The sequence below is a fragment of the Azospirillum sp. UENF 312511 genome (assembly GCF_058780635.1).
On the sequence record NZ_JBSNCG010000001.1, the window covers coordinates 286537 to 311778 of the forward strand.

At 71.5% G+C, this 25242-nt stretch carries 14 protein-coding genes; all 14 read right to left on the minus strand.

Annotation, left to right across the window (positions count from 1 at the left end; genetic code table 11):
- Positions 1-6 precede the first annotated feature (6 nt).
- Positions 7-1335, minus strand: a complete 1329-nt coding sequence (locus ACWPN7_RS01365) for a prohibitin family protein (protein ID WP_349621037.1) — start codon at positions 1333-1335, stop codon at positions 7-9.
- 1 nt (position 1336) lies between these two features.
- Entirely contained in the window at positions 1337-3061 is a 1725-nt protein-coding gene (locus ACWPN7_RS01370; protein ID WP_451994685.1) for an ATP-binding cassette domain-containing protein, read from the minus strand.
- A gap of 9 nt (positions 3062-3070) precedes the next feature.
- Positions 3071-3832, minus strand: coding sequence for a substrate-binding periplasmic protein (locus ACWPN7_RS01375; protein WP_492273090.1), 762 nt, complete (start codon positions 3830-3832; stop codon positions 3071-3073).
- Entirely contained in the window at positions 3829-3999 is a 171-nt protein-coding gene (locus tag ACWPN7_RS01380; protein WP_172428501.1) for a hypothetical protein, read from the minus strand. The genes ACWPN7_RS01375 and ACWPN7_RS01380 overlap by 4 nt, the downstream gene beginning before the upstream one ends.
- Before the next feature lie 215 nt (positions 4000-4214).
- On the minus strand, positions 4215-4733 hold the full coding sequence (locus ACWPN7_RS01385; protein WP_459197760.1) for a YcjF family protein: 519 nt from the start codon (positions 4731-4733) through the stop codon (positions 4215-4217).
- 380 nt (positions 4734-5113) lie between these two features.
- Positions 5114-8386 carry a type VI secretion protein IcmF/TssM N-terminal domain-containing protein gene (locus ACWPN7_RS01390; protein WP_492273091.1) on the minus strand — a complete coding sequence of 1091 codons (3273 nt, stop codon included), beginning with the start codon at positions 8384-8386 and terminating at the stop codon, positions 5114-5116.
- Entirely contained in the window at positions 8374-9102 is a 729-nt protein-coding gene (locus ACWPN7_RS01395; protein ID WP_492273092.1) for a hypothetical protein, read from the minus strand. Before ACWPN7_RS01395 ends, ACWPN7_RS01390 begins: the two co-directional genes overlap by 13 nt.
- Positions 9099-9563, minus strand: coding sequence for a hypothetical protein (locus tag ACWPN7_RS01400; protein ID WP_407824227.1), 465 nt, complete (start codon positions 9561-9563; stop codon positions 9099-9101). Before ACWPN7_RS01400 ends, ACWPN7_RS01395 begins: the two co-directional genes overlap by 4 nt.
- A 1-nt stretch (position 9564) precedes the next feature.
- Positions 9565-9960 (minus strand): hypothetical protein, encoded by a 396-nt coding sequence (locus ACWPN7_RS01405; protein ID WP_451994678.1) that lies wholly within the window; start codon positions 9958-9960, stop codon positions 9565-9567.
- Between the two features lie 11 nt (positions 9961-9971).
- Complete coding sequence (locus ACWPN7_RS01410; RefSeq protein ID WP_456522962.1) at positions 9972-13058, minus strand: ABC transporter substrate-binding protein; 3087 nt, start codon at positions 13056-13058, stop codon at positions 9972-9974.
- 196 nt (positions 13059-13254) lie between these two features.
- Positions 13255-14640 carry an HlyD family type I secretion periplasmic adaptor subunit gene (locus ACWPN7_RS01415; protein ID WP_051658310.1) on the minus strand — a complete coding sequence of 462 codons (1386 nt, stop codon included), beginning with the start codon at positions 14638-14640 and terminating at the stop codon, positions 13255-13257.
- Entirely contained in the window at positions 14637-16334 is a 1698-nt protein-coding gene (locus tag ACWPN7_RS01420) for an ATP-binding cassette domain-containing protein (protein ID WP_040134652.1), read from the minus strand. Before ACWPN7_RS01420 ends, ACWPN7_RS01415 begins: the two co-directional genes overlap by 4 nt.
- On the minus strand, positions 16331-17623 hold the full coding sequence (locus ACWPN7_RS01425) for a TolC family protein (protein WP_247881670.1): 1293 nt from the start codon (positions 17621-17623) through the stop codon (positions 16331-16333). The genes ACWPN7_RS01420 and ACWPN7_RS01425 overlap by 4 nt, the downstream gene beginning before the upstream one ends.
- 224 nt (positions 17624-17847) lie before the next feature.
- Entirely contained in the window at positions 17848-25122 is a 7275-nt protein-coding gene (locus ACWPN7_RS01430; protein WP_492273093.1) for an SPM autocatalytic domain-containing protein, read from the minus strand.
- Positions 25123-25242 lie beyond the last annotated feature (120 nt).

Consider the following 25242-nt stretch of genomic DNA (forward strand, 5'->3'; position numbering starts at 1 on the left):
GCCGGCTCACTTGGACTGGATGAGGTCGAGCAGGCGGGACGGCGACATGTTCGACAGGATGGGGGCCGCGGCGGCCTTTCCGTCCTTGGCCGGTCCGCTGGCGGCCCCCGCGGCACCACCCGCCGCCTGGGGCTTGACGCCGGGGACCGGCGCCGTCGGCGCGTGGCCCGCGGTGGACGGCGCGGGTTCGGCGCCCGCGGTGTTCAGGCTGGGCATCTGGGCGACCGGCACCTGTCCGGGGGTGCCCTCGCCGCTCAGCGAGGGGAGCTGCGCGGCGGGCGGCACCGGCAGGCCGCTCGGCATGGTGACCGTCGCGGCCCCCGCTTGCGGCGCGCCCGGGGCAGGGGCGCCCGGCATCGGGAGGGTGGCGCCCTGGCCCGAGGCGGCGTCGAGGATCAGCGGCAGCCCGCCGCTGGCGGCGTTGCCGATGACGACGATCTTGGCGTTGGGCGAATGGGCCAGTTCCAGCGTCGCCTCGATGCCGCGCCAGCGCAGGTAGTTCTCGGTCAGGTTGGCCTGGACCGTCTCCTGGAAGGCGCGGATGCCCTGGCCTTCGAGCTGCTTGCGCTGGCTCTCGAACAGCTCGCGCTGCAGGCGGAACTGGTATTCCTGGGCGGCCTGGTCCTGCTGGATCTTGCGCTCGATCGACACCATGATCGCCTCGGGCAGCGAGACGTTGCGGATCAGGATGTCCTGGATCAGCAGGTAGCCGGTCTTGGTCCGCCCGTCGGGCTTCGGCGTGTCCTCGGCCCCGATGATCTGGGCGTACATCACGCGGTCGGCGACCTGCTCGAAGGTCTCGGTCTGAACGCGCAGGCGGCGATGGGCGTAAAGCTCGTCGGCCTTGAAGCGCGACACGATTTCGCGCGAGACCGACCCGACCTCCGGCACCAGCAGCACTTCCAGATAGTTCGGCCCGACGTTCTTGTGCAGGGCGGCCAGCATCTCCGCGTAGGGGCGGTAGCGCACCGTGATCTCGATGCTGACGTTCAGGCCGTCGTTGGCGATGGCCGAGTAGGACCGGGTGTCCTCCTGCAGGCGCAGGTCGTAGACCTCGATCTTGTCCCAGGGGAAGATGACGTGCACGCCCTCGGCCAGGGCCGGGCCCATCTGGGTGCCCTGGTGGAAGCGCTTCCACAGCACGCCGCCGTGGCCGGCGGGGATGAAGACGACGATTGACGGCGCGAAGTAGAGGAAGATCAGGATACCGACCAGCAGCGTGCACAGCAGCGACCGGCGGTGCTCGTCGTACCAGTTGCCGAGCAGCGCGCGCAGGCGCGACTTCGGCTGCGGCGTCGCGTCGGCGTCGTCGTAGGTGAAGGCCTGGTCAGCCATGTCACGCGGTCTCCTGGAGCAAAGCCGTGGCGGGGCGGGACGCGGCCTTGTCGGCCGGCGTGTCCGTCTGCCCGTTCGTCATGTGGCCGTTGGTCATGTGAATGGTCACGTCGCAGACCGACGCGGCGTTGCCGTCGTGCGACACGAAGATCACCGTGCGGCCGAGCGCCCGCAGCTTGCCGATGATCTCGTTGGTGAAGCGGGTGCGGAACTCGGCGTCCTGGTCGGACGTCCATTCGTCGAGGATGATGATCGGACGCCCCTCCGCGACCGCGACGGCCAGGGCGACGCGGCGCCGCTGGCCCTTGGACAGGTCGCGGTTCAGCAGGCCGTCGCCGGTCTCCGGAACCAGATGGTCGATCTTCAGATAGGCCAGCATCTCGCGGAACAGCTCCGCGTCGAAGGTCGGCCCCTGCGGCAGGCGGGTGAACAGGTGGTGGTCCTGGAACACCGCGCAGAACAGGTCGCGGTAGGACTCCAGCCGGTCGCCCTCCACCGCCTGCCCGTCGAGCAGCACCTGACCCTCGTCCGGGCGGAACAGCAGCGGGATGACGCGCAGCAGGGTGGACTTGCCCGACCCGTTGGCGCCGACGATGCCGACGACGCTGCCCGCCGGGATGGTCATGTCGATGGGACCGATCACGAAGGGCTCTGGCCGCAGCCCGGCGCGGTAGGCGAAGCGCACGCCGCGCAGCTCGATGGCGGAGAAGCGGCGCGGCGCGCGGGCCAGCTTCGACGGCGCGTATTCCGCCGCCGGCATGGCGGCGAGCAGGGTGGTGAGCTGGTTCGCCGCATCCTCCGCCGCGATGTAGTCGGGCACGGCGTTGAGGAACTTCGACAGCGGCCGGGCGAGGAACAGGATGACCGAGGTCACCAGCGGAAGCTCCGCCGCCGACAGCGCGCCCATGCGCGGGAAGATGAAGACGAAGACCGCGGAGAAGCCGATGACGATGGTGGCGATCCAGGAGAACAGCTCGCCCAGATTGCGCCCGTGGCGCCGCTTCAGGTCCTCCCATTGGGCGACGTCCGCCTCGACCGCCTGGGCCAGCTCGTCGCGCCGCGCCTTGCCCAGCTTGATCTCGGCGTTGCCGCCGACGATCTCGGAGAAGCCCTGGAGCATCCGCACCTCGGACTCCTTGGCCTGGCCCAGCAGGGCGCGGGTCCGCTGCGCCTCGCGCACGTACCAGCCGCCGATCATCGCGCCGGCCACCAGAAGCAGCGTGGCGCCCACCGTGGTCAGCGTCCACAGGTAGAGGTAGGCCACGACCGCCACCAGCATCATGTTGGCGGCGATCGACAGGTTGGGCAGCAGCGCCGCGATGCGCTCCAGATGGTGGTTGCCGAGGTCGAAGGAGCGCCGCGCCTGCATGTCGAGGATGTCGGCGTGGTTGCCGAGCGTGACGGTCTGCAGGAAGCGCCGCCGCACCCCGGCCAGCGCGCTGAAGCCGGTGGTCAGCACCAGCCCGACGAAGCGTTTGCTGAAGGCGTAGGAGACCAGCAGCGACAGGCAGAAGATCAGGAAGGGCGTGTCCAGCACCTCGCCGCGCATCCAGCCGTTCAGCTCGGCGCTGAGGCTCATCAGGCTGATGAGGTTGGCGGTGGCGGCGACGCAGCCGGTCACCACCAGCCGGGTCAGGATCTCACGGTCGGCCAGCCCGATCAGGGGCAGCAGGGCCGAGACGGGCCGGCTGGGGGCGACACGCTTGGTTGTCTTGCTCTTGCTCATCGCTCCGCCTCACTCCGCCAGCCAGGAGTTGAGGATGCGGGTGATCGTGCCGTTGTCGCGCAGCTTGACGAAGGCGGCCTGCAACCGCTCGGCCTTCTCCTTGCGCGCCTTGGGCATGGCAATGTAGCGGGGGATCAGGCCCAGCGGCTTGGGCAGGACGCGCACGTCCTTCAGGCGCCCGTCCTGCTTGGCCATGTGGTTCAGCACATGCAGGTCGCCGACGATCACGTCCACCCGGCCCAGGATCAGGCGGCGGAAGTTGACCACGTTGCTGCTCGACGGGACCTTTTCCAGATAGGTCGCGGCGTCGAAGTCCGGCGCGTAGGCGAAGCCATCGACCACGCCGATGCGGTAGGGGGTCAGGTCCTCCAGCCGCTCGAAGGCGATGGGGGAGTCCTTGCGCACCATGAAGACGGTCGTGCCGGTGCGGAACGGGCCGATCATGTTGTACTGCGCGAAACGGGCGGGCGAAGCGATGAACTGGAACCCGACGTCGGCGGTGTTCTCGTCCATCGACCGGACGACCTCGGTCCAGGACAGCGGCCGGTGGACCGGGGTGATGTTCAGCTCCTTCAGCAGGGCGACGACGATCTCGGTGTCGATCCCCGTGCGGGTGCCGTTGAAGGAGTAGTTGTAGGGCGGGAAATGGTCTTCCGACGCGATGGTCCAGTATTCGGCGCGCGCCGGAAGGATCGCGGCGAACAGCGCCAGCAGGACCGGCAGCAGGAGCCGCAGGGCCGGGCGGAGGACGGACGCCGTCGCCGCCGTCATGCCTTCGCCCGCTTCTTGCTGCGGGTGGTCAGCAGGATCATCACGAGAAGGGCGCCGGGCGGGGTCAGAACCACCGCCAGGAAGGCGTAAAGCAGGAAGCCGCCGCGGCGGCCGATCCCCAGAAACCCGACCAGCAGGCAGAGACCGATGTAGATCAGCTCGAACACGGCGATGCTTCCTTCTTTGCCCGGCGCCCCGGCGTCGTGCCCTTAAAGCGAACTTCCGTTCGCTTTAGACTCTTATCGCCTCATTCGCCGGCTCTCAGCGGATGCCGATGGCATCCGCCTGCCGCCAGCGGGAACTCTGTTCCCGCGAGAGGCGGGCTCCGGTCGCATGTGCGACCGGGACCGCCGTCGCGGTCCAAAGCGGATTACAATCCGCTTTAGCCGGCCTTCTGGACCGGCTGCTCTTCCATCTGCGGCGCCGCGGCGGGGGCCTCGCCGGCCTCGCTCTTGTTGGCGGCGTCGTTGCGGGCGGCCTCGAACTCCTTGCGGAAATGCTCGCGCATCGCCTCGACGTCGAAGTCCAGCAGCGTGCCGCCGGTTTCGAAGTGCTGCGCGAACACGCGGCCGAGCGCCTGGGTGGCGGCCAGCGACAGGGCCGGCATGACGGCGACGCCCAGGGCGGTGCCGATGAACGGAACGGCCTTCACGGCGGAGCCGAGCACGCTGGAGCTCAGCGCGCCGGGCATGACGCCGCCCATCAGCGCGCCGATGATCGCGCGGGTGCGCTCCTGTGCGAACTCGATCTCATAGAGCTTGGCGAGCTTATGGATCAGGTTGAGCTGGGCCACGCTGACCGCGGCGACGTCTGCGCCGGGAACGGGGATGAGTCCGAAGGCGCCCGAGGCGTAGCTGTGATACTTGATCAGTTCCTGGGCGCGCTTCTTGCGGTCTACCATGATCCGAAACCTTTCGAGGGACAGGTGAGGTTGATTCCAGGTGGAAACGATAAGCTCAGACACACGTTTTGAGACGTTATGCGTCGCAAATTTGGCATTCCGAAAGAAACAAAGCATCGCCAATCAACCGCTGCCTAAGCGATTGGTAAAAGAATGCCCCTATTGTTGCTGGTAAATTAGAGAGTGATTCTTGGGACTGTCGTGGGCAAAGAATGACTGCCCAACGATCCAATATGTCCCAACGACTTGATACATTTTCAGTGCTTAACAACGCATTAAATGCCTATGACCGCCGTCGGTGTTTTTGTTGGAAGCTGCGTCATCTTTCTACGAATTGTAACAAAGTTCATCATCAGCTTTTCTTTGTATAACAGCGTCGACTACCTTTGCGGGAAGCGCGACGGCAGATCGAGGGCGCGCGCCGGAAGCTCGTTGCGCCCGCCCGTGCTGACCGCCGCCCCCAGTACCAGGACGGTGTCGCGCACCGGCTGTCCCTCGATGGTCTGCGTGGGCAGGGCGACGCGCAGCAGCAGGCCGTCCCGCGACGACGACGGGGCGTGGCCTTTCAGCAGGCGCAGCAGCGCCCACGGCCCACGCTCGGCCAGGGTGATGGTGTCGCCGGTCGCCGCGGCGGTTCCGCCCGCCGGCGCGCCCTTCGGACGGAAGGGCGACCCGGAGGCCCAGCGGGCGCTCAACAGGACCGGCTGGCCCGGTGTCCAGGCGAGCGTCCCGCTGTTGGCCGTCGCCCCCACCGCGCTGGCGCCCGAACGCACCGACCAGTCGATGATGTGCTCCGCCCCGACCTCCTGCGCGCGGTTGGCGCCGTAGGTGAGACGGACGCTGACGGGGGCCGGGCGCGCGATGGCCTCCAGCAGGGGACGGGCGGCCTCCATCCGTTCCAGGAAGGCGGCGACCTCGGGGGTCGCGGTCCGCATCACCGCCACCCGGTGCTCGTCGAGCTGGCGGTAGAAGCGGCGGACGTCCTGCGGGTCGGCGTCGGACGCGCCGCGCGCTTGCTCGGGGCCGACGAAGGGGAAGCGCCCGGCGAGGGTCTGTGCGAAGGCGGTGGACAGCTTCGACAGGGCGACGTCGCTGTCCGGAACCGGGGTTTCCACCGGCATTCTGGGCGGGACCGGCAGATGCGCGACGACGGCCGGCGCCTCCACGACGGAGGGCGGCGGCGCGGGTTCCGGCGACGGGGCCGGCCGCGGAGGCGGGGGAGTCGGGGCCGCCGCGACCGGCTTGGCCGGCTCCGCTTCGGGCGAAAGGGGCTTTGGTTCCACGGGCTTGGGCGCAGCGGGCTTGGCCTCGGCCGGCTTGACGGCTTCGGCGGGCGGAGCATCAGGAGCCGGCGCGGGCAGGGCGGCGGCCAGGGCGTCCGGCAGGGCGGTCACCGCCGGGTTGAGAACCAGCGCTCCGCCGTCACCCACCGCGAACAGGGCGCCGGTCTGCGGCGCGTCGAGCGCCAGGACGGCGGCGCGGGCGCCGGTCGCGGCGGTGGACAGGGCTTCGGTGATGCGGTCGGTGGTGTCGCGGCCCGGCAAATCGGCGATGGCGGCCTTCTGGAGCGCCACGCGGATCGCGTCGGGCAGGCCGCGGGCGGGCTCCTGCAGGGCGGCGGCGATGGGCCAGGAAACGGCTTCGGCGACGGCCCCGGTCAGGCGGCGGACGTCGTCGACATCCTCGGCGGTCGGCGTCTCCGGCAGGCCGCGCAGCCGTTCGGCCAGGGCCTCGGCGCGCTGGCGCAGGGGGTTGCGGCCGTACAGCTCCTCGGCCAGCGGGGTGGCGAGCTGCACCGATTCCGCGCGCACCGCCGCGGCGATGGTCCGGGCGTCGAGGTTGGGCAGGTCGGCGCCCGCGGCGATGCGGGTGATGTAGCCGTCCGTCGCCGTCATCGGCGACCGGGGGACGGCGCCGTAGACGCTTTCGGCCAGCGCGTTCAGCTCGTCGAAGCCGCTGTTGCGGCGGAAGCGGTCGTAGCGCTCCAGCGCGTCGCGCCGCCCGCCGATGCGGTCGAGCTGCTCGGCGAGCCGGCGGAAGGCGGGGAGGTCTTCGACCGTCCGCGGGTTAGCGACCGGCGGCAGGTCGGCCATGGTGGCGCTGGGCAGCAGGGCGTCGCGGATCGGCCGCAGCACCGAGCGGCGCAGCGTGACGGAGGCGAGCCGCTTCTTGTCCTCGTCGAAGGTGCTGAACAGCGAGGTCGGCAGCAGCGGCGTGGCGAGGGGACTGCGCTCCATCACCGCGGTGGCGGCGATCACCCGACCGGCCAGAGCGCCATCGGTGACGGCGTCGCGCGCCAGCAGCGCCCGGCGCAGGTCGGCGGTGGCGGCGGCGACCGGCGGGCTGCCGGCGGACACGCTGGACACGCCCTGCCACGCGGCGACCGACAGTCCGGCGACCGAGGCGGCGAGCGCGGCCTGGGCCATCCGGCGGCGCTTGTGGGCCTGCTGGTAGGCGGCGTCGGACGGCCGCCCGTAGCCGGCCTCGGCGAAGGCGCGGCCCGGCAGCAGGTTGCGGGCGAAGACCGGGCGGCGCCCGCCGGTGGCCGGAGCGTAGGCGCCAGTCAGGGCGATGCCGCGCAGCGGGAAGGGCTCGGTCTGGTCATCGCCGCCCAGGGCGCCACCCAGGGCGCTGTCGAGGAACAGCGCCAGCGGATGGCGCAGCGTGTCCAGGGACGCCGGCAGCAGCGGCAGGCGCACCCCGGCGGTGCCGGCGGCGAAGGCGTCGGCCTCCAGCACGGCGATGTCGGCGGCGATGGCCTCGAACGCCTCGTCGATGCGGCGCGGCTCGAAGGGCTTGGCCCAGTCCTGCGGGTTGGTCCATCCCAGCACGCCGTCCAGAAGGGCGGAGGGCATGGCGGCGCAGAGATCGGTGAAGCCGTCCAGCGCCTCGGCGCGGACCACGACCACATGCACCGGGCCGACCACGCCGAGATCGTCGCGCAGGGTCCGCAGACGCTCCCGCAAGGCGGCGCCCCGCTTGGCCAGCGCGTCACGTGGACCGGGGCGCTCGGCGGCGGCGCGCAGCTCGTCGGCGCCGACCATCAGCAGGACGCCGTCCAGCGGGCGGCGCATCGGCCGCTTGCGCATTGCAGCGACCAGCGCCGGCCAGGAGGCCCCCAGCCGGGAGCCGTCGGCGGAATCGGCACCGGCGTGCAGGATCGCGGCACCTTCGCAGAACCACCAGCAGCCGTTCTCGCCATTGCCGTCCTCCGGCCAGCGGACATGGGTCGGGTCGGTGGCGAGCAGGGCCGGGCCGCCGACGCCGAAGGCGAGGAACCACGGGATGTCGCCGCGGCGCAGGGGACCGCGCATCTGCCGCGTCAGGATGTCCAGCCCTTCGCCATAGACGCGGGCGTTGGGCGGCGTGTCGGCGGCGGCCTTCTTCGGCGGTGGCGCCTCGGCGCGGACGCGCAGCGGCGCCGGCGGGGCGGCCCGGCGCGCGGGGGCCTTCCGCCCGGTGGCCTTGGCGGCGGGCTTGCGCCGCCAGCCGCGCAGCTTCGGCCAGACCATCCGGCCGAGGCGATAGAAGATGTAGAGCGGCAGCGCCAGCAGCGCGTAGGGCGCCAGCGTGACGGCAAAGGACAGGAGATAGACGATGGCGGAGCCGATGGTGGAGAGCACCAGCTCCAGCGTGAGCATCAGTAGGACCATGACAGCCCCATGTCCTCGACCGCGGCGCGGGCGCCGCTCAGATCGCGTTGGATGCCGCCGACGGCGCCGGCCCACAGCAGATGTGAGATTACGAGGAACAGCACGGCGGTCCCGCCGACCGCCCACCACCAGCGCCGTCCGGACGGTGCGAGATAGCCGGGCACGGCGCCTTCCGGCGGTTCGCAGGCGCGTGGGCTCGGGTGGCTGGCCGCGGCGCGCTCGCCGACGACGATGCGGTGCAGGGCGGGGCGCCGGGCGGTCGCCTGGGCGTCGTCGGGAAAGCCCAGCGCCAGCGCCGCGAGATAGACGGCGGCCAGCCCGCGGTCGGCCTTGGCGCCCTGGCGGATCAGGTCGTCGGCCTGGACGAACAGGGTTTGCAGAGAAGCGTTCGCGCCGAACAGGCGGCTGGAGACCACGGCGTCGGCGGGGCGCGTCTGGGCGAGCGCGCGGTCGGCCAGCATGGCCATGGCGAAGACCGCCTTGACCACGGTGCCGTGCGCGCCCGGCCCTTGCGAGACGGCGGCACCGCTCATGTTGTGGAGTGTGGCGGTCAGGCGGTCGGCCACCGTCCCCGCCGGGGCCTGCGCGTCGGCGCAGCCGGCGAGCAGGTCCTCCTGGAAGGTGCGGAACAGGGCCAGCGTGCCGGCGGGCTTGGCCCCCGCGGGCGCCATCTTCGGCGCCACAGCGGGGTGGGCCGGGGCGAGTTGGGCGGTCACGGCGTTCCCTCCGTCAGCGGAGCCACGGTGAAGCTTTCCCGTCCCAGCCGCACGTCCAGGGCGCCGGCGCCGTCCAGCGTCTGCCGGTGGGCGCCGGGCGCACCGTACAGCGCGTAGACGAGGGTTTGGGTCGGGGCGGTGGCGAAAGGGGGCAGGCTGTGCAGGAGCACGCTCTGGCCCGGCACCATCTCCCAGGAGGCGATGGCGATGCGGTTGCCGGCCTCGGCGCTCAGCGCCTCGCGGTCGCGGAACCAGCCCGCGGCGTCGAGCCCGGCCAGCCGTCCAGCCAGCGCCGGGTCGGCCACCCGCACCACGTCGACCGCGACCGGGCGGCGCCCGTTGGCGTCGGGCTCGGCGACAATGCGCAGGACGGGGGCGTCGGCGCCCCCCGCATTAGGTGTGGGTCCGCTGGCGGCGCAGCCGGTGAGCGCGAGAGCAAGGATGATCGCGAGGCGCTTCATGTCAGCCACCGCCGCCGGGCGCCGACTGGCCGGCACAGACGTAGCCCGCCGGGGTGTGGCGGTACCAGTTGCCGGTCGCCTCGGCGCAGGGGGCGAGCACGCGGTCGTTGCGCTGCGGCTGCGCCACCACCGGGGCCGGGGCGGTGTCCACCTCGCGGCCCGCGGCCGGACGGTTGGTCACGACGAAGCCGTCCTCATCCTCCTCGACGATCATCACGTAGCGGGCGCGCTTGGCGGGGTAGCGGATGCCGACGTCGTAGTCGCCGTCGGCCACCTTCTCCAGGATCGCGCCGGGACGCTCGCTGCCGAGCGGCGCGCAGCCCGTCCCGGCGAGCACGACCGGCAGCAGCGCCGTCGCGGCGATCAGGGTTCGCATCATCGGGGTCTTCCTGCTCATGCCTGGCCTGCTCATGCCGGAATCGCCCGGCGCTGGGCGTTGGTGGCGACCGCTGCGGGGCCGGCGGCCTCCATCAGGTCGGGCGGGGTCGGCTCGATGCCGGCCTCGGCCAGCGTGCGGTAGACGGACCGCCAGACCAGCTCCGGAACGACGAAGCTGGCGTCGTAATCCTCGACCCAGAAGAACAGGTTGTATTTGCACAGCCACTGGCCGTTGACGCCGCGGATGCCGTCGTAGCGGACGAAGGGCGGGCCGCCGGTGGCGCTGGGCATCACCTTGTCGGCGTTCTGCAGGGCGGTGGTCAGCAGGCCGCCCATCTGGCCGGGGTCGTGGCGGGCGTCGGCGTAATATTCCAGCTTCATCGACACCCGGTCGACCGCGCTGAAATTGATGACCGTCGCCTCGGACACCTTGGCGTTGGGCATGGCGACGATGAAGCCGGCGACGTTGCGGATGCGCACCGTGCGCCACGTCATGTCGACCACGACGCCGCGCACCAGATCGGTGATCTGGATGCTGTCGCCGATCTGGAACGGCCGCTCGATGTTCAGGACGATGCCGGAGAAGACGTTGGCGATGTTGGCCTGGATGGCGAGGCCGATGACCATGCCGACGAGGCCCGAGGCGGCGAGCAGGCTGGTGATCGGCTGCTTCAGGACGAAGGCGATGATGCCGCAGCCGGCGAAGCCGAAGACGATCAGGGTGGAGAAGCGGCGGACGATGCCGGGGATCTTGCGCTGGGTGCGGATCTCCAGCGGGGTCCAGACGAAGCGCTCCAGCGTGCGGTCGACCAGGATGGCCGGGACGATCCACCACAGCACGTTGACGCCGTTCACCACCATGGCGATCCCGCTCGGTGGCAGCGTCGCCACCGCCTGATCCAGCACGATGTTGCCGGCGGACATCAGCAGCAGCGGCCAGGACAGGATGCGCATGAACAGCGTCTGGATCTTCCAGAACTGGCCGCGGTCGCGGCGGTCCATGAAGGCGGCGAAGACCGCCAGCACGGCGCTGAAGATGGCGATGTAGACGAAGAAGTCGCGATGGATGAAGTCGCGCGCCGCCGGGGAGTCCGGTGCGGCGACCACGCCGAAATCGACGCGCGAGAAGTCCGGCTGCGGGCGCCCGAAACCGACGTAGTTGGGATCGCCCTCGCTGCCGACCGAGGCGACGTCCTGCGAGATCCAGGCGCGCGACAGGCGCCAGCCGGGCGACGGCGCCAGCACCCGCTTGGCGCGGAGCTGGTCGAGCAGGGTGGAGCTTTCGCTCTCGCCCTCCAGCGCGCGGCGGAAGCGGTCGGCGAGGCCGGGATCGGCGGCGGACGCGGTCTCCGCCGCGGCCATCGCCTTCAGCTTCTCCACGAAGTCGTTGGTGTCGACCAGCGACATGCCGAGCACGTCGGTGACGAACATCACCGTGTTCCGGTTCTGCGTCCGGTGGCGGAAGCTGACGCCGACCGTCTGGCTGCCGTAGGGCGGGCGCTGGTCAAAGACGTTCAGGGCGAAGCGCCCCTCGATCCGGTAGGCGACGTAGGTGGTGACCTCGCCGCGCTCCTCGCGGTAGGGCTTGCCCAGCTCGACCGGCTTGACCGCGTTGGTGAAGACGACGTCCGCCGGGTTGAAGGCGCCGCGGTAGCGGAACCAGATCGTCAGGTTCAGCGTCGCCTCGTTGGCGTCCGGGTTCAGGTCGCGGATTTCATGGAGCTGGACGCCGGTGTAGATGACGTCCGTCTTGTACATGAAGCGGTCGTTGACGTAGAGCGCCCGGCCCTTGGTGACCTCCTCCAGGAAGTTGGAGACTCCGGCCTCGCGGATCGGCTGGAGCTGGGTCAGCGCCGCCACCGGGTTCAGGCCGTTGTAGGAGGCCATCATCACCGGCAGGGTCGCTTGGCCGCGGTTGTCGAAGGTCCAGGTGCCGACCGTGCCCTGGAAGGCGGTTTCGGCGCGGTCGTGGTCGGCGATGGCGCGGCGCAGCGCCTCGCCGTCCGGCTTACCGGTGGCGGTGTTCGTTTTGGCGATGGCTCCGGCGATGAGGTCCACGCCATCGGCGCCCAGCGCCGCCGCCCAGTCGGGCACCGCGTTGAAGCGCTTCACATACTGGCCGTAGAAGCGCTGCGCCCGCTCGTTCGCCGTGTCGAACAGCACGGGCGAGGACACCAGCAGGCCGTGGCCGTAGGCTTCCGGGGTCAGCGCCTTGGGGTTGGCCTGCGCCTGGGCGACGATCTCGGTGCGGAAGGCCGACGAGGCCATCTCCGAGCTGCCGGCGATCAGGTTGCGCACCCCGGCGTCGCGCAGCGCCACCACCACCCGCGCGCTGTCCACCGCCGAGCCGATGACGACGACGGCGCCGGTCGGCATCTTCTCCTTGACCGCCTGGGCCAGCGCCGGCAGGGCGGACGCACCGTTGCGGCCCGGCGCGAAAGTCCACTGGCCGACCAGCTTGGTGCCGAAGCGCTGGAGGATCGCGTCGAACTGCCCGGCCTGCGATGCCGCTTGCTCGCTGTCCTCGCGGACGATGGCGACGGTCGGCTCGCCGACCACGTTGCGCACGTAGTTGGCGAGGAAGCGCGTCTCGTGCGTGCGGTCCAGCGTGATGCTGAACAACCAGGGGCTGGGCGCGGCGTCGGCCGGGCGGACCAGCGGGCGCGGCGCGATCAGCGGGATTTGCCTCTGGGCGTAGATTGCCGTCGCGCTGTCGGTGGCGTCCGGCGTGTGGCCGATCACCGCGAGGACGGAGGGATCGTTGGAGACGCGCCGGGCGATCTCCAGCGACTTGCCCTTGTCGCCCTCGTCGTCGAAGGGCTTGACCACCACGGGACGGCCGGCGATGCCGCCCGCCGCGTTGATGGTGTCGGCGCGCAGCGCCGCCCCCTTGCGCAGGGCCAGCCCCAGCGCCGCGTCCGGCCCGCTGAGCGGTCCGACGACGGCGACGGTCAACGGCTCGCGCGCGCTGTCGCCGAGGAAGCCGGCGCGGACAACCAGGGAGACCAGCACGGTGACGAGCATCGCCGCCGCCAGGATCAGCGCGAAGCGCGCCTTCTTGGTCAGGTGCGACCAGCGCAGCGGCGGCCGGGAGCGGGGCTGGAGCGAGCTCAGCATGGGGTGGGCCTCGGGCGGTCCGTGACGGGGTGGAGCAGGGCGAGGGGGATGTAACCCTCTCCCCTCTGGGGAGAGGGTGGCCCGGAGGGCCGGTGAGGGGGTTGCGCTTTTGCCGGACGTATCGTCACGCGCAACCCCCTCACCCTGACCCTCTCCCCAGAGGGGAGAGGGAAAGCGGCAATCAGTCCGGCCATCCTCATTGCTCCTGCATCGCGTGCTGGAGGCCGTTGAGGACCGGCGAGAACACATAGTCGAGGATGGTGCGCCGCCCGGTCAGGATGCTGCAGGTCACGCGCACGCCGGGGAACAGCTCGTAGGTCTTGCCGCCGTAGTCGAAACGGGTCACCGGCAGCTCGACGCGGACCTTGTAGTAGGACTGCTTGTTGGCGTCGAGCAGCGTGTCCGGGCTGATCGTCCGCACCCGCCCCTCGATGTGGCCGAAGCGCGAGGCGTCGCCGCCGGCCAGCGTCACCACCACCGGCTGGTCGGGGCGGACATAGCCGATGTCCTGCACCGGCAGGCGGGCGTCCACCACCAGCTTGCCGTCGCGCGGCACCAGCTCCACCACCGTCTCGCCGGCCTTGACCACGGCGCCCTTGGTGGAGACGGCCAGCGTCTTGACGATGCCGTCCATGGGGGCGCGCAGGCTGCTGCGGTCCAGGCTGTCCTGGTAGCGGGTCAGGCGCTGCGACAGCTCGTCGTGGTTGCGGCGGGCCTCGTCGAGGGCATTGCGGCTCTCTTCCTCGTACTTGCGGCCGATCCACACCAGCTTGCTGCGCGCCTCGGCCAGCGCCGCCTCGGCCTGGGCCAGCGTGGCGCGGTCCTCGGCGATGGCGCTGCTGACGCGGGCGTCGTCGCGCAGCAGCTCCAGATGCTTCATGCGGTTGGTGATCTCGCGCTTCAGCAGGGTCTCGCTGATGGAGAGCTGCTCGCGGATCAACCCTTGAGCCACCTGGGAGCCGCCGATGCGTGCCCGCACGGCGGCCACCTGCTGCTCGCGCTGGGCGATGTCCTGGCGCTGGATGTCGAGGTCGGAGGCCAGCCGGTCGCGGCGGGCGCGGAACAGGTCGCGGGTCTGCGCCACCAGATCGGGCCGCTCGCGCAGCAGCCGCTCAGGGAAGTCGATGGCCTCGCGGCGCCCGACCTCCGCCTCCAGCCGCGCGGTGTCGGCGGACAGCGAGCCGAGGCGCAGCTTCAGCTCCTCCAGGTCGGCGCGGATCTTGGTCTGGTCCAGCTCGATCAGCGCTTGGCCGGCGGTGACCGAATCGCCTTCCTGCACCAGGATGTCGCGGACGATGCCGCCTTCGAAATGCTGGACCGACTGGTTGTAGGACAGCGGCACCACGTCGCCGGGGGCGCTGCTGGAGACGTTCAGCTCGGCGATGGCCGCCCAGCCGAGTGCGGCGAGGAAAGCGGCGATGCTGACCGCGAACAGGCCGTCGCCGAAGCGGCTTTCCGTGTCCGCGGCCTGTGTTCCCAGCAGGGCGGCCGGGAGGGCGGCTGGGATGCCGGTCGGAATCGCGGGCGGCACGGGCGCGGTGGCGGTGGCGGGCTTGCGGGTCAGCAGGGGAAGCGGCTTCATGGCGTCACCAGCCCCGCCGGCTCGCGGACGACAGCCGCGCCGGTCGACAGTCCATTGGGCGGTTGGTCGAGGTCGAGCACCAGCGAGGCGCCCTGGAGGATGCGCGGGTCGTGGGACGCGATGATCACCGTGTGGCCGCTCCGTGCCAGCTCGATCAGCGTGCGGTAGACGGTGGCGGTGCCTTCCGAGTCCAGCCCGTCGGTCGGCTCGTCGAGCAGGATCAGCCGGCCGCCGACCGCCAGGGCGCGGGCCAGCGCCAGCCGGCGGCGATGGCCGGTCGGCAGCTCGTGGCCGAAGTTGCGCAGCGGCGTGTCGAGGCCCTGGGCGCAGTCGGCCACCGTGCGGTCGGCCCCGGCGCGGTGCAGGACGGCGTGAAGCTCCGTCTCCGACAGGCGCGGGTTGGCGAGCAGCAGGTTCTCGCGGATCGTCCGGTTGAGGAACACCGGCTCCTGCGGCAGCAGCCCGATCTGCTGGCGCCACCAGGAGGGGGCGAACTTGCGGATATCCACCCCGTCGGCCAGCACCGCGCCCTCCTGCGGATCGGCCAGTCCGGCGATCAGGCGGATCAGCGTCGATTTGCCCGAGCCGTTGCGGCCCTTCAGCACCAGGATGTTGCCGGCGGGCACCGACAGGCTGAGGCGGCGCAGCAGCGGCGTGACGCCGCCCGGCGGGGTGAAGGTCAGGTCGCGCAGCTCCAGCGTGCCGGCGTAGCGGGGCAGGCTGGTGCCGCCGGTCGGCTCGACCGCGGTGCGGGCGAACTGCTCCAGCCGCGCCTGCGCCTGCCGGGCCATCGCCAGGGACTCGCCGATCTGGGCCAGCCGGGTGAAGGGGGCCAGCGCGCGGCCGACCAGCAGGTTGATGCCGATCAGCGACCCGACGTCCAGCTCACCGCGCACCACCAGAACGGCGCCGGTGGCGATCACCGCCACGCCCTGGAGCGCCTGGAGGCTCTGCGCCGCCGACTGGGCGCGGCCCTGGCGCATCGACATGCGCTCGCGGACCACGCGCAGGGCCTTGGCCGCGCGCTGCCAGTCGCCGAGGAGCGGCTTGGCGCCGCCGAACAGGGCGACCGCGTCGCGCCCGACGATGGCGGTGGTGACCAGCCCCTGGGCGTCGGCGCCGGCCTGGGCGAGGTCGCGCCCGACCGCGCGCATGTCCGCCTGGGCGAGCAGCCCGGCGGCGATGGCCAGCAGCGTGAAGACGAGGCAGATCGCCGCCAGCGGCCAGGAGATCAGCGCCACCACGAGGATGAAGCCGAGCGCGAAGGGCAGGTCGAACAGCGTCGCCAGATTGGCGGAACCGAGCGCGGAGTCGATCTGCTCCGGCGCCCGCAGCGCCTCGCGCCGGGCCGCGTCGCCCTCCACCGATCCGGCGCCGCTGCGCGCGGTCATCAGGATGCCGAAAGCCCCGGTGGTCAGACGCTCGTGCTCGGCCCGCCCGATGCGCCCGGCGATGCCCAGCCGGACGTGGCGGAACAGATGCTCGAAGGCGATGGACAGCACGACGCCGACGGTCAGCGCCGCCAGCGTGGAGTCGACGCCGTGCGTCACGTAGCGGTTCAGCACCAGCATCGTGTAGAAGGAGGAGGCCAGCCCCAGCAGGTTCGCCGCCAGCGACGCCGCGAAGACGCGGGCGGTCAGCCGCAGGTTGGCGCGCAGCCGAAGCACCAGCAGACCGATGGCGCCACCGCTCATCGCTGGTCTCCCGTGCCGCGCCGGCCCTGATCGCGGAAAGCGCCGCGGCCCGGCGCGGTCAGCTTCGGCATCGGCTTGGTCTGGATGTCGGTGGCGTTCAGCCGGCCCATGGCGGCGAGCAGCCGGTAGCCGGCCAGCACCAGCTCCGTCTCCGCGGCCGCGGCGTCGCTGCGCGCGTTGATCAGCGTCGTCTCCCCCGACAGGATGTCGATCAGCGACCGCGTGCCCAGCTCGCGCTCCGACCGCGCCACGTCGAGGAAGCCGGCGGCGAGGCTCGCCTGATCGTTCAGCAACTGCACCTGGGCGCGGGCGCTTTCCAGCCGGTTCCAGCTGTTGCGGACGGTTTCCAGCACCGTGCGCTCCTGGTCGGCCCAGGTGGCGTCGGCAGCCCGCAGGTCGGCCTCGGCCAGCCGGATGCTGTTGAGCGCGGTCAGGCCGGTGTTCAGCGAGAAGGTGACCTGGAGCTTGAACAGCAGCTCGTTCTGCCGCCCGGACTGCCCGGCGACGTCGCGCTTGATGTTGTGTTCCACGAAGCCATCGATCCGCGGGTAGAGGGTGCGGCCGCGCACCGAGGTCACCGCCTCCTGCGCCGCCGCGGTGGTCAGGGCCAATTCCTGAAGGCGCGGGTTGTGGCGGCGCGCCTCCTCCACCGCCGCGTCCATCGAGACGGGCAGGCCGGCGCGCGTCATCGCCAGGACCTGGGCGTTGCTGACTTGGAAGGGGATATGGCCGAAGAAGGCCTGGAAGCGGCTCTGCGCGTTCTGCGTCGCCTCTTCCGCCGCGACGCGGCGGGCCTGGGCGCCGGCCAGCTGGCTCTTGGCCTGAAGCACGTCGGTGGAGAAGCCGAAGCCCTCCTGAAGCCGCACCTCCTCAAGCCCGGTCTGGCGGCGGATGTTGTCTTCGGACTGGCGGGCGAAGGCGAGCAACTGGTGGGCACGGACGAGGCTGGCGTAGGCGGTGAGGCCCTCCACCAGCAGCTCCTGCCGGGTGCGCTCCACCGCGATGTCGGCGCGGACCAGCGTCACCTGGGCGCGCCGGATGTCGGCGTTGGTCGCGTCGAAGTCCCAGATCAGCTGCGTCGCCCGCGCCGAAAACTGCGAGGCGTTCATGTCCGTGTTGGGCAGGCCCGCCGGCTTGGTCGTGCTCTCGCGCCCACCATTGGCCGACAGGCTCAGCGTCGGGAACCAGCCGCCATGGCTGACCCGCAGGGCGTTGCGCGCCCCGTCGGCGGCGGCCTCTGCCCCGCGCAGGCGGTCGTGGGTCTCCGTCGCCTTGCCGATCAGCGCCACCACCTCGTCGCGCGGAGACGCAACCGAAGGTTGTGGCGCTCCGGTCAGGAGCGGAAGCGCAACCGTGGCGATAAGACAAAACTTGTGCATGAGGGTCCTGGAGATCGCCGCATGTTTAGGCCGTTCGGCCTACAGCGATGATGATCTTAGTCGAGAACTCTCATACTCATTTAGGACAAAACAGTATCCAAATACCTAAAAATGCGTCGAATTCTGTCGGTCGATCATGAATTTTCTGCGACCGGCACAATCGTCGATGCATGGGTTGTGGCGTGGTGTGTGTCCGCGGTGTGAAGCGCCATAGCCCAGTCTCCGCTGTGCGCATCAAGACTGTTTTGCACAACCGGAACGGTGTCCGGCAGGCCCAGGCCGGAGGAGAGAAGTGCTGCGTAGTCGAAGCGTCCGTGATCGGCCTGAGGCACTGGCACTGGCACTGGCACTGGCGACGCGGCCAGCGGCTGGCTGTGCAGCTGCGCCGCGACGGTGGCCTGCACGTCGAAGGCGACGCCGGCTACCACGCGGCTGCTGCCGTCCGCCATGGACATGCTGGTGGTGCCGAGAATGTGGTTGCCGGCCAGCGTCGTGCCGGCCGGGGTGGCCGTGGTGGCGATGGACAGGATGCCGGCGTCGGCCAGCGTGCGCAGCTCGCCCGGCTGGCTCACCCCGTCGCCGTTGGCGTCCTGCCAGACCTGGAGCGTGGCGAAGCTCTGGTCCGCGGCGTCGATGCGCCCGTCGTGGTTGCTGTCGAGCGAGGCGAGCGCCTCCAGGCTGCTGTTGAAGCCTTTTCCGAAATGTTCCGACACCAGTTCGCGCCCGTCGTCGATTTGCCCGTTGTGGTTGTCGTCGCGCACCAGCAGGGCGTTGCCCTTGCCGACCCAGCCGGTCCGGTCGGCCACGCCGTCGCCGCTGACGTCGAACAGGACGCCGTCGGTCAGCGTCCGCAGCGCCAGCCCGTCGCCGGCCATGTCCAGCACGATGGGGTCGCTGGCGACGGTGGTCAGCTTGACGTTGTCGATGCGCAGGATCGGGTTGACGCTGTTGTCGCTGGTGTCGGAGGTGCCGAAGCCCAGCGACAGGGTGGTGTTGGCCGGGATGACGACGCTGAATTTCCCGCTGGCGCTCGCGTCCTTGGCGAGCAGCGTGACCACGCCGTTGACGCTGACGAAGGCGAAGTCGTGATAGCCGGGGTCGGAGAAGATGAAGGTCCAGTCGAAGGTCAGCGTCGTGTCCTTCGTCACCGTGACGGTGGTGGCCAGCTTCATCGCGTTGCCGAAGGACGGAATGGTCCCGGTCGCCGTGGCGATGGAGCCGTGGGCAAGGCCGAGGAAGTCCTCGAGCTGGGTCGGCGTCCGGCCGCCCGCGGAGGTCAGGGTGCCCTCATGCCCGTCGCCCGTCGCATCCACCGTGGCGCCGCCGGTGTAGCTCCAGCCGGTCAGCCCCTTGTCGAAGGTGCCGTTGGGGATCAGCACGCCGGGATGCAGGGTGACGGTGTCCGTCGCGGTGGAGAAGGCGCTGCCGTCGCCGATGGTGACGGCGACCTTGGAGCCGGCGCTGCCGGTGGTCTGGTCCCAGGCGCGGATGGTCAGGGCGCCGTTGACGGTGGCCGGCACCGCGGCGTTGGGCTGGAAGTAGAGCCGGTCGGTGGCGCGCAGCAGAAGGGCGGAATCGCTGTCGTTGACCGCGCCGACGAGGCTCCAGGTCGCACCGTTGTCGGTGGAGAACCACCAGCGGCCATAGCTCTCGTTGGTGCCGGTCAGGGCGATGCCGACGACGGCCCCGGCGTCCGTGTCGATGACGTTGCCGGGGCCGCTGCCGTTCAGCCCGACCAGCTTGGACACCGCGAAGCCGACTGTGCCCGCGGTGGGGGCGGCCAGGGCCTCCGCCGCCACGGCCACGTCGAGGTTGGTGTCGATCAGGACGGGGGAGGCGTTCGGCGGCACCACGGTGACGCCGATGGTGACGGTCGCGGTCAGCGGCCCGCCGGCCCCGCCGTTGCCGAGATCGTTCACGACGATCCGGATGGCGTCGGCCCCGGTGTAGGAACTGGCCGTGTAGAGGAGCCCGTTGGCGGCGCCGAGCAGCCCGTTGATGGTGGCGAGCGTCGCGCGGATGGTGACAGTGTCCGTTCCGTTGCCGGTGATGATGGCGTCCCACCCGGCGCTGGCCAGGGTCAGCGTGCCGTGGCCGGCGGTCAGCGTGACCAGCATCGGCAGCGCGCTGGCATCGACGTCGGACACCGACAGGCCGGTGACCGCCACCGCCACGCCCTTCATCGTCGCCAGCGCCGTCGTGCCGGCGGTGATCTGCGGCGCGTCGTTGACGGGAGTGACGGTTCCGGTCAGGGCGATGGTGTCGGCGCTGTAGACGGTGCTGCCGCCGACTCCGGCCGTCAGGTCCACGCGGCCGCCGGTGACGACGGGGGCGCCGCCGTCCTCGATCAGCCGGACGGTCAGGGCCGGGGTGGTGCCGTTCCAGTCGGCGGCGGGAAGGAAGCGCAGCATTGCGCTGGCGGCGACGACCAGGGCCGAGCCTTCCGCCACCGCGCCAACGGTGATCCAGGCGAAGCCCGACCAGTACTGCCAGACGCCCTGCCCGGCGGTCGCCGCGTTGCCGACGATGGCAACCCCGGCGAAGCCGTTGGCGGAGGAGCCGCCCGCCACGGCGTCCGCCGGGTCGGAGAACAGGTGGCCGAACAGGGCGGTGACGCTGGTGCCCGTGGGATTGACGGTGTCCTCGGCGATGGTCGGCAGGGTCGCCGTCGTGCCGGTCGCCACCGGGGCGTCGTTGACCGGAATGACGGTGCCCGTCAGCGCGATGGTGCCGGCGCTGTAGGCGGTGCTGCCGCCGACGCTCGTCGCGTCGACCCGCGCGCCGCTGGCGATCGGGCCTTGCGACGTGTCGACCAGCCGGACGGTCAGGGCCGGGGTGGTGCCGTTCCAGTTGGCGGCGGGAACGAAGCGCAGCGCCGTGTTGGCGGCCAGCAGCAGGCCGTTGCCGCCGCTGACCGCGCCGATGTCGGCCCAGGCCGCCCCGGTCCAGAACTGCCACGCCCCTTGCGCCACGGTGGCGGCATTGCCGATCACCACGACGCCGGCCAGCGTGTCGGCCGCCGACCCGCCGCTCACCGCGTCGGCGGCGTCGGAGAACAGGGAACCGAACAGGCTGGCGACGGTGGTGCCCGTGGGGTTGGCGGTGTCCTCGGCGATGGTTGGCAGCGTGGCCGCCGTGCCCGTCGCCACGGGGGCGTCGTTGACGGGGGTGACCGAGGTGGTCAGGGCGACGGTGCCGGCGCTGTAGCGGCTGTCGCCGCCCACACTCGCCAGGGCGACCCGCCCACCGCTGGTCACGGCCCCTTGGGAGTCGTCGATCAGCCGGACGGTCAAAGCCGGGGTGGTGCCGTTCCAGTTGGCGGCGGGAACGAAGCGCAACGCCGTGTTGGCGGCCAGCAGCAGGGCGTTGCCGTCCGATGCCGCCCCTACGGCGGTCCAGCCCGTGCCGGTCCAGTACTGCCAGACGCCTTGCGTGGTCGCCGCGTTTCCGACGATGGCGATCCCGGCGAAACCATTGGCGGCGGAACCGCCGCTTACGGCGTCCGTCGCGTCGGAGAACAGGTGGGCGAACAGGCTGGTGACCGTGGCGCCCGCCGGGTTGACGGTGTCCTCGGCGATCGTCGGCAGGGTGGCGGTCGTTCCGGTGGCGACCGGCGCGTCGTTGACGGGGGTGACGGTTCCGGTCAGCGCGATGGTCCCAGCGCTGTAGACGGTGCTGCCGCCGACGCCGCCGGTCAGGTCGACGCGGTTGCCGGTGACCAGCGGTGCGCCGCCGTCCTCGACCAACCGGACCGTCAGGGCGGGCGTGGTGCCGTTCCAGTTGGCGGTGGGAACGAAGCGCAGCGCCGTATTGGCGGCCAGCAGCAGCCCGTTGGCCTCGCTCGCCGCGCTGATGCCGGCCCAGGCGGTGCCCGTCCAGTACTGCCACGTTCCTTGCGCCACGGTGGCGGCGTTGCCGACCACCACCACGCCGGCGAAGCCGTTGGCGGTGGACCCATCGCTGACCGCGTCGGCGGCGTCGGAGAACAGGTGACCGAACAGGGCGGAGACCGTGGCGCCCGCCGGGTTGGCGGTGTCTTCGGCGATGGTCGGCAGGGTGGCCGTCGTGCTGGTCGCCACCGGAGCGTCGTTGACCGCGCTGACCGCTGTGTTGAGGGCGATGGTGCCCAGGCTGTAGCGGCTGTCCCCGCCGGCGTCCGTCACGTCCGCCCGCCCGCCGCTGGTGACCGGGCCTTGCGAATCGTCGATCAGGCGAACCATCAGGCTGGGTGGCACGCCGTTCCAATCGGCGGCGGGCAGGAAGCGCAGCTTGGTGTCGGCCGCCAGCAGCAGGGCGTCGCCATTCGACACCGTTCCCACGTCGGTCCAGGCCGTGCCGGTCCAGTATTGCCATTGTCCCTGGGCGGTGTCCGCACCGTTGGCGATCACCACCACGCCGGCGAAGCCGTTCGCGGCGGACCCGCCCGCCACGGTGTCCGCCGGGTCGGAGAACAGGTGGGCGAACAAGGTGGAGACGGTGGCGCCGGACGGATCGGCGGCGTCTTCGGCGACCGCCGGCAGAAGCGTCGTCGTTCCGGTCGCGACCGGCGCGTCGTTGACCGGGGTGACGGTCCCGGTCAGCGCGATGGTGCCGGCGCTGTAGACGGTGCTGCCGCCGACGCCGGTCGTCAGGTCGACGCGGCCGCCGGTGACGACGGGCGTGCCGCCGTCCTCGATCAGCCGGACGGTCAGGGCCGGGGTGGTGCCGTTCCAGTTGGCCGCCGGCAGGAAGCGCAGCTTGGCGTCGGCGGCGAGGATCAGCGCCGTTCCCTCCGCGACATCGCCCACGGCGGTCCAGGCGGAACCGGTCCAATATTGCCAGACGCCCTGCGCGGCGGTCGCTGCGTTGCCGACCACCGCCACACCGGCGAAGCCGTTGCCGGCGGAGCCGAACACGGCGTCGGTGGGGTCGGAGAACAGTCCGCCGAACAGCGACGCGACGCTGGCGCCCGCCGGATCGGCGCTGTCTTCCGCGATGGGAGTCAGGACCGCTTGTGCGCCGGTCGCCACCGGGGCGCCGTTCACCGGAGTCACCTCCAGCGTCAAGGGGGCGACGTCCCCCGACAGCGGGGTGGTGCCGCCGACGCCGGTCAGCGTGAACAGCCGGTGCTCGGCGCCGCTGAAGCCTTCGGCCCATTCGCCGTTCACCCCCCGCAGCCCGAGCGACGGTGCGGTGCCGTTCCAGTTGGCGGCCGGCAGGAAGCGCAGCAGGGCGCTGTCCGGAAGCACGAGCGCCGAGCCGTCGCCGACCGTGCCCACCGCCAGCCACAGGTTGCCGTCCAGGCTGTACTGCCAGACGCCGAACGGGGAGTCCGGGTTCGCCACCGCGGCGACGCCGATCACGCTGCTGCCGGCCTCGCCGGGCCGGAACATCGCCTCGATCAGGTGGAAGACGGCGAAGCCGGCCGGTGCCGCGGTGCCCTCGGCGATCGCCAGGGCCTTCGCGAAGGCCGCCGCGTCGAAGCCGGCCGAGAGGGTGGGGGCCGCCACCGGCGGCACCGTCGCGGGCAGGGTGGCGGCGGCCGCCTCGATGGCGCGGGCCACCTGCTGTTGGATCTGCGCGGCGACGGCGAAGGGGTCGCTGGTCAGCGCCTTGGTGACCACCGGGGCGGCGGGGGGGGCGCTGGTGGTGGGCGTGGGGGCGGTGACGCTCGGCGCGGCGGTGTCGGCGCTCTTGGCGGTTCCGGCCGCGTCGAAGCTGATCGGCTTCAGCGCGGGTTCGCTTCCCATGCTGGATTTGGCGGCGGCCGGAGGCGCCTCGCCCTCCGCCGAGGAGGCGTCGGCGGACTTGTCGGCGGCTTCGCCCTTCGCGTCCTCCTTGGCCCCGTCTTCCTTGGCGCCTTCCTCTTTGGCGCCGTCCTTCTCGCCGCCCTCGTCCTTGCCACCCTCCTTGCCCTCGGCCGGGGCTTCGGCGACCTGCTCGGCGCCCTTCTCCCCGTCGCCCTTATCGCCGTCTCCTTTGGCGCCGTCCTTGGCCGTCTCTCCCGCGGGTGGTGGGTTGGCGAGATCGGCCAGCGCCTTGTTTTCGGGGGACACGGGAACTTCGCTGCCCTGGGCGTTCTGCTGCACCGTCTCCGCCGTCTGGCGGGCGGCGGCGAGCGCCGATCCGGGGGCACGCCCATCCGCCAGCGCCTGCCCGAGCGCGGCGTTGAAGGCGGCGCCGGACCCGCCGAGCGCCTGCACCGCCTGCTGGACGTTCTGCCCGCTGGCCAGCGCCGCGATCAGCCCGTCGCTCTTGACGCCCTTCGCGGTTTCGGCGGACAGGGCCAGCGCGGTGGACACGGTCTGCTGCGCCGAGCCCAGCGCGCCGGACATTTCCTGACCGCTGGACAGGGCCCGCCCCAGCGCCTCGCCGAAGCCGCCGGCCGCCGCGCCGTCGAGCCCGGCGGCGGCGGCGAAGGTCTTGACGGTGGCCGCCACGTTCTGGCCGGACGACAGCGAGGCGACCAGCGCGTCCGCCGGCTTCGCCGGAACGGCGGCGGCCTCCTGCCGGGCCGCCATGTCCGTCTGCGCCCGTGCCGAGGCGCCGAGCGCCGCGTCGGGTTGCGCGCCCTGTGCCAGCGCGTCGTTCAGGACGCTGGTGAAGGCGGGGTTGCCGGCCAGAGCGCCGCTTGCACCGTCCGTCTTTCCGGCGGCCAGCGCGCCGAGCAGGCGCGCGCCGTCGGTCTGTTCGACCGCGACGGACTTGGTCTGGACCGTGCCGGCGGCGCTCAACGCTTGAGCCTCGGCAATGGCGCCGGCGGCGTCGGCGCCGCTGGACAGGGCGTGTTCCAGCGCTTCGGCGAAGTGACCGCCCGCAGCAGGGCCGAGCGCCGTCACCGCGTCCTGCACCCCCACGCCGGAGGCGAGCGCCGCGGCGAGCTTGTCGGACGGCGAGACGGGAGCGGCGTCCGGCATCGCCGGGGCGGTGGGGGGAACGGTCAGAGCCTGCGACAGGGCGGCGATCGGGTCGGCGGCGCCCGCCGGGCGGGCCGCCGGGTCCATCACCCCGCTGAACAGCGCCGCCGACAGGTCGGACGCCGTCTTGGAATCGTTCGCGCTGCTCGGCCCGATTCCCTGTCCCTGGGCCAGGGCGACGGCCAAGCGCTGCTCCCCGGTCAGAGCCGCGGTTTCCTGGGCGGCTTGCGCCATGCGCGCTGCGGTGCCGGCGGCGATCCGGCTCGCCTGTGCAATGGCGTCGTCGGGCGTGGCGCTGGCGCCGACCCCCGCCGCGACGTCGCGCATCCAGCCGTCCGCCACGCTGCCCGCGGCGCCTTCCGGCAAGCCCTGTCCGGTCAGCGCCGCCGCCAGCTTCTCCTGCACGGCTTTGAGCGCGCCGGGATCGCCACCCAGCAGCACCGCCGCCGCTTCGGACGCCAGGGCATCGGGGATGGTCAGGAGCGGGGCGGTGGCGTCCAGGGTGTCCGGCATAGTGGCCCTCTCGCCATCGCGGCGGTCGCGTATCGGGAAGGCCAATAACAAAGTGATTTGTTAAAGAAATTCTGAACGCTGCCGGTCTTTTGGCCAATCTGAAGTTAATTCTTCTCGGAT

What these genes read in the sequence shown, in the direction of transcription:
- ACWPN7_RS01365 (WP_349621037.1), bottom strand. Translation starts at nt 1,335, where the DNA reads ATGGCTGACCAGGCCTTCACCTACGACGACGCCGACGCGACGCCGCAG.
- ACWPN7_RS01370 (WP_451994685.1), bottom strand. Translation starts at nt 3,061, where the DNA reads ATGAGCAAGAGCAAGACAACCAAGCGTGTCGCCCCCAGCCGGCCCGTC.
- ACWPN7_RS01375 (WP_492273090.1), bottom strand. Translation starts at nt 3,832, where the DNA reads ATGACGGCGGCGACGGCGTCCGTCCTCCGCCCGGCCCTGCGGCTCCTG.
- ACWPN7_RS01385 (WP_459197760.1), bottom strand. Translation starts at nt 4,733, where the DNA reads ATGGTAGACCGCAAGAAGCGCGCCCAGGAACTGATCAAGTATCACAGC.
- ACWPN7_RS01390 (WP_492273091.1), bottom strand. Translation starts at nt 8,386, where the DNA reads ATGGTCCTACTGATGCTCACGCTGGAGCTGGTGCTCTCCACCATCGGC.
- ACWPN7_RS01400 (WP_407824227.1), bottom strand. Translation starts at nt 9,563, where the DNA reads ATGAAGCGCCTCGCGATCATCCTTGCTCTCGCGCTCACCGGCTGCGCC.
- ACWPN7_RS01405 (WP_451994678.1), bottom strand. Translation starts at nt 9,960, where the DNA reads ATGAGCAGGAAGACCCCGATGATGCGAACCCTGATCGCCGCGACGGCG.
- ACWPN7_RS01410 (WP_456522962.1), bottom strand. Translation starts at nt 13,058, where the DNA reads ATGCTGAGCTCGCTCCAGCCCCGCTCCCGGCCGCCGCTGCGCTGGTCG.
- ACWPN7_RS01415 (WP_051658310.1), bottom strand. Translation starts at nt 14,640, where the DNA reads ATGAAGCCGCTTCCCCTGCTGACCCGCAAGCCCGCCACCGCCACCGCG.
- ACWPN7_RS01420 (WP_040134652.1), bottom strand. Translation starts at nt 16,334, where the DNA reads ATGAGCGGTGGCGCCATCGGTCTGCTGGTGCTTCGGCTGCGCGCCAAC.
- ACWPN7_RS01430 (WP_492273093.1), bottom strand. Translation starts at nt 25,122, where the DNA reads ATGCCGGACACCCTGGACGCCACCGCCCCGCTCCTGACCATCCCCGAT.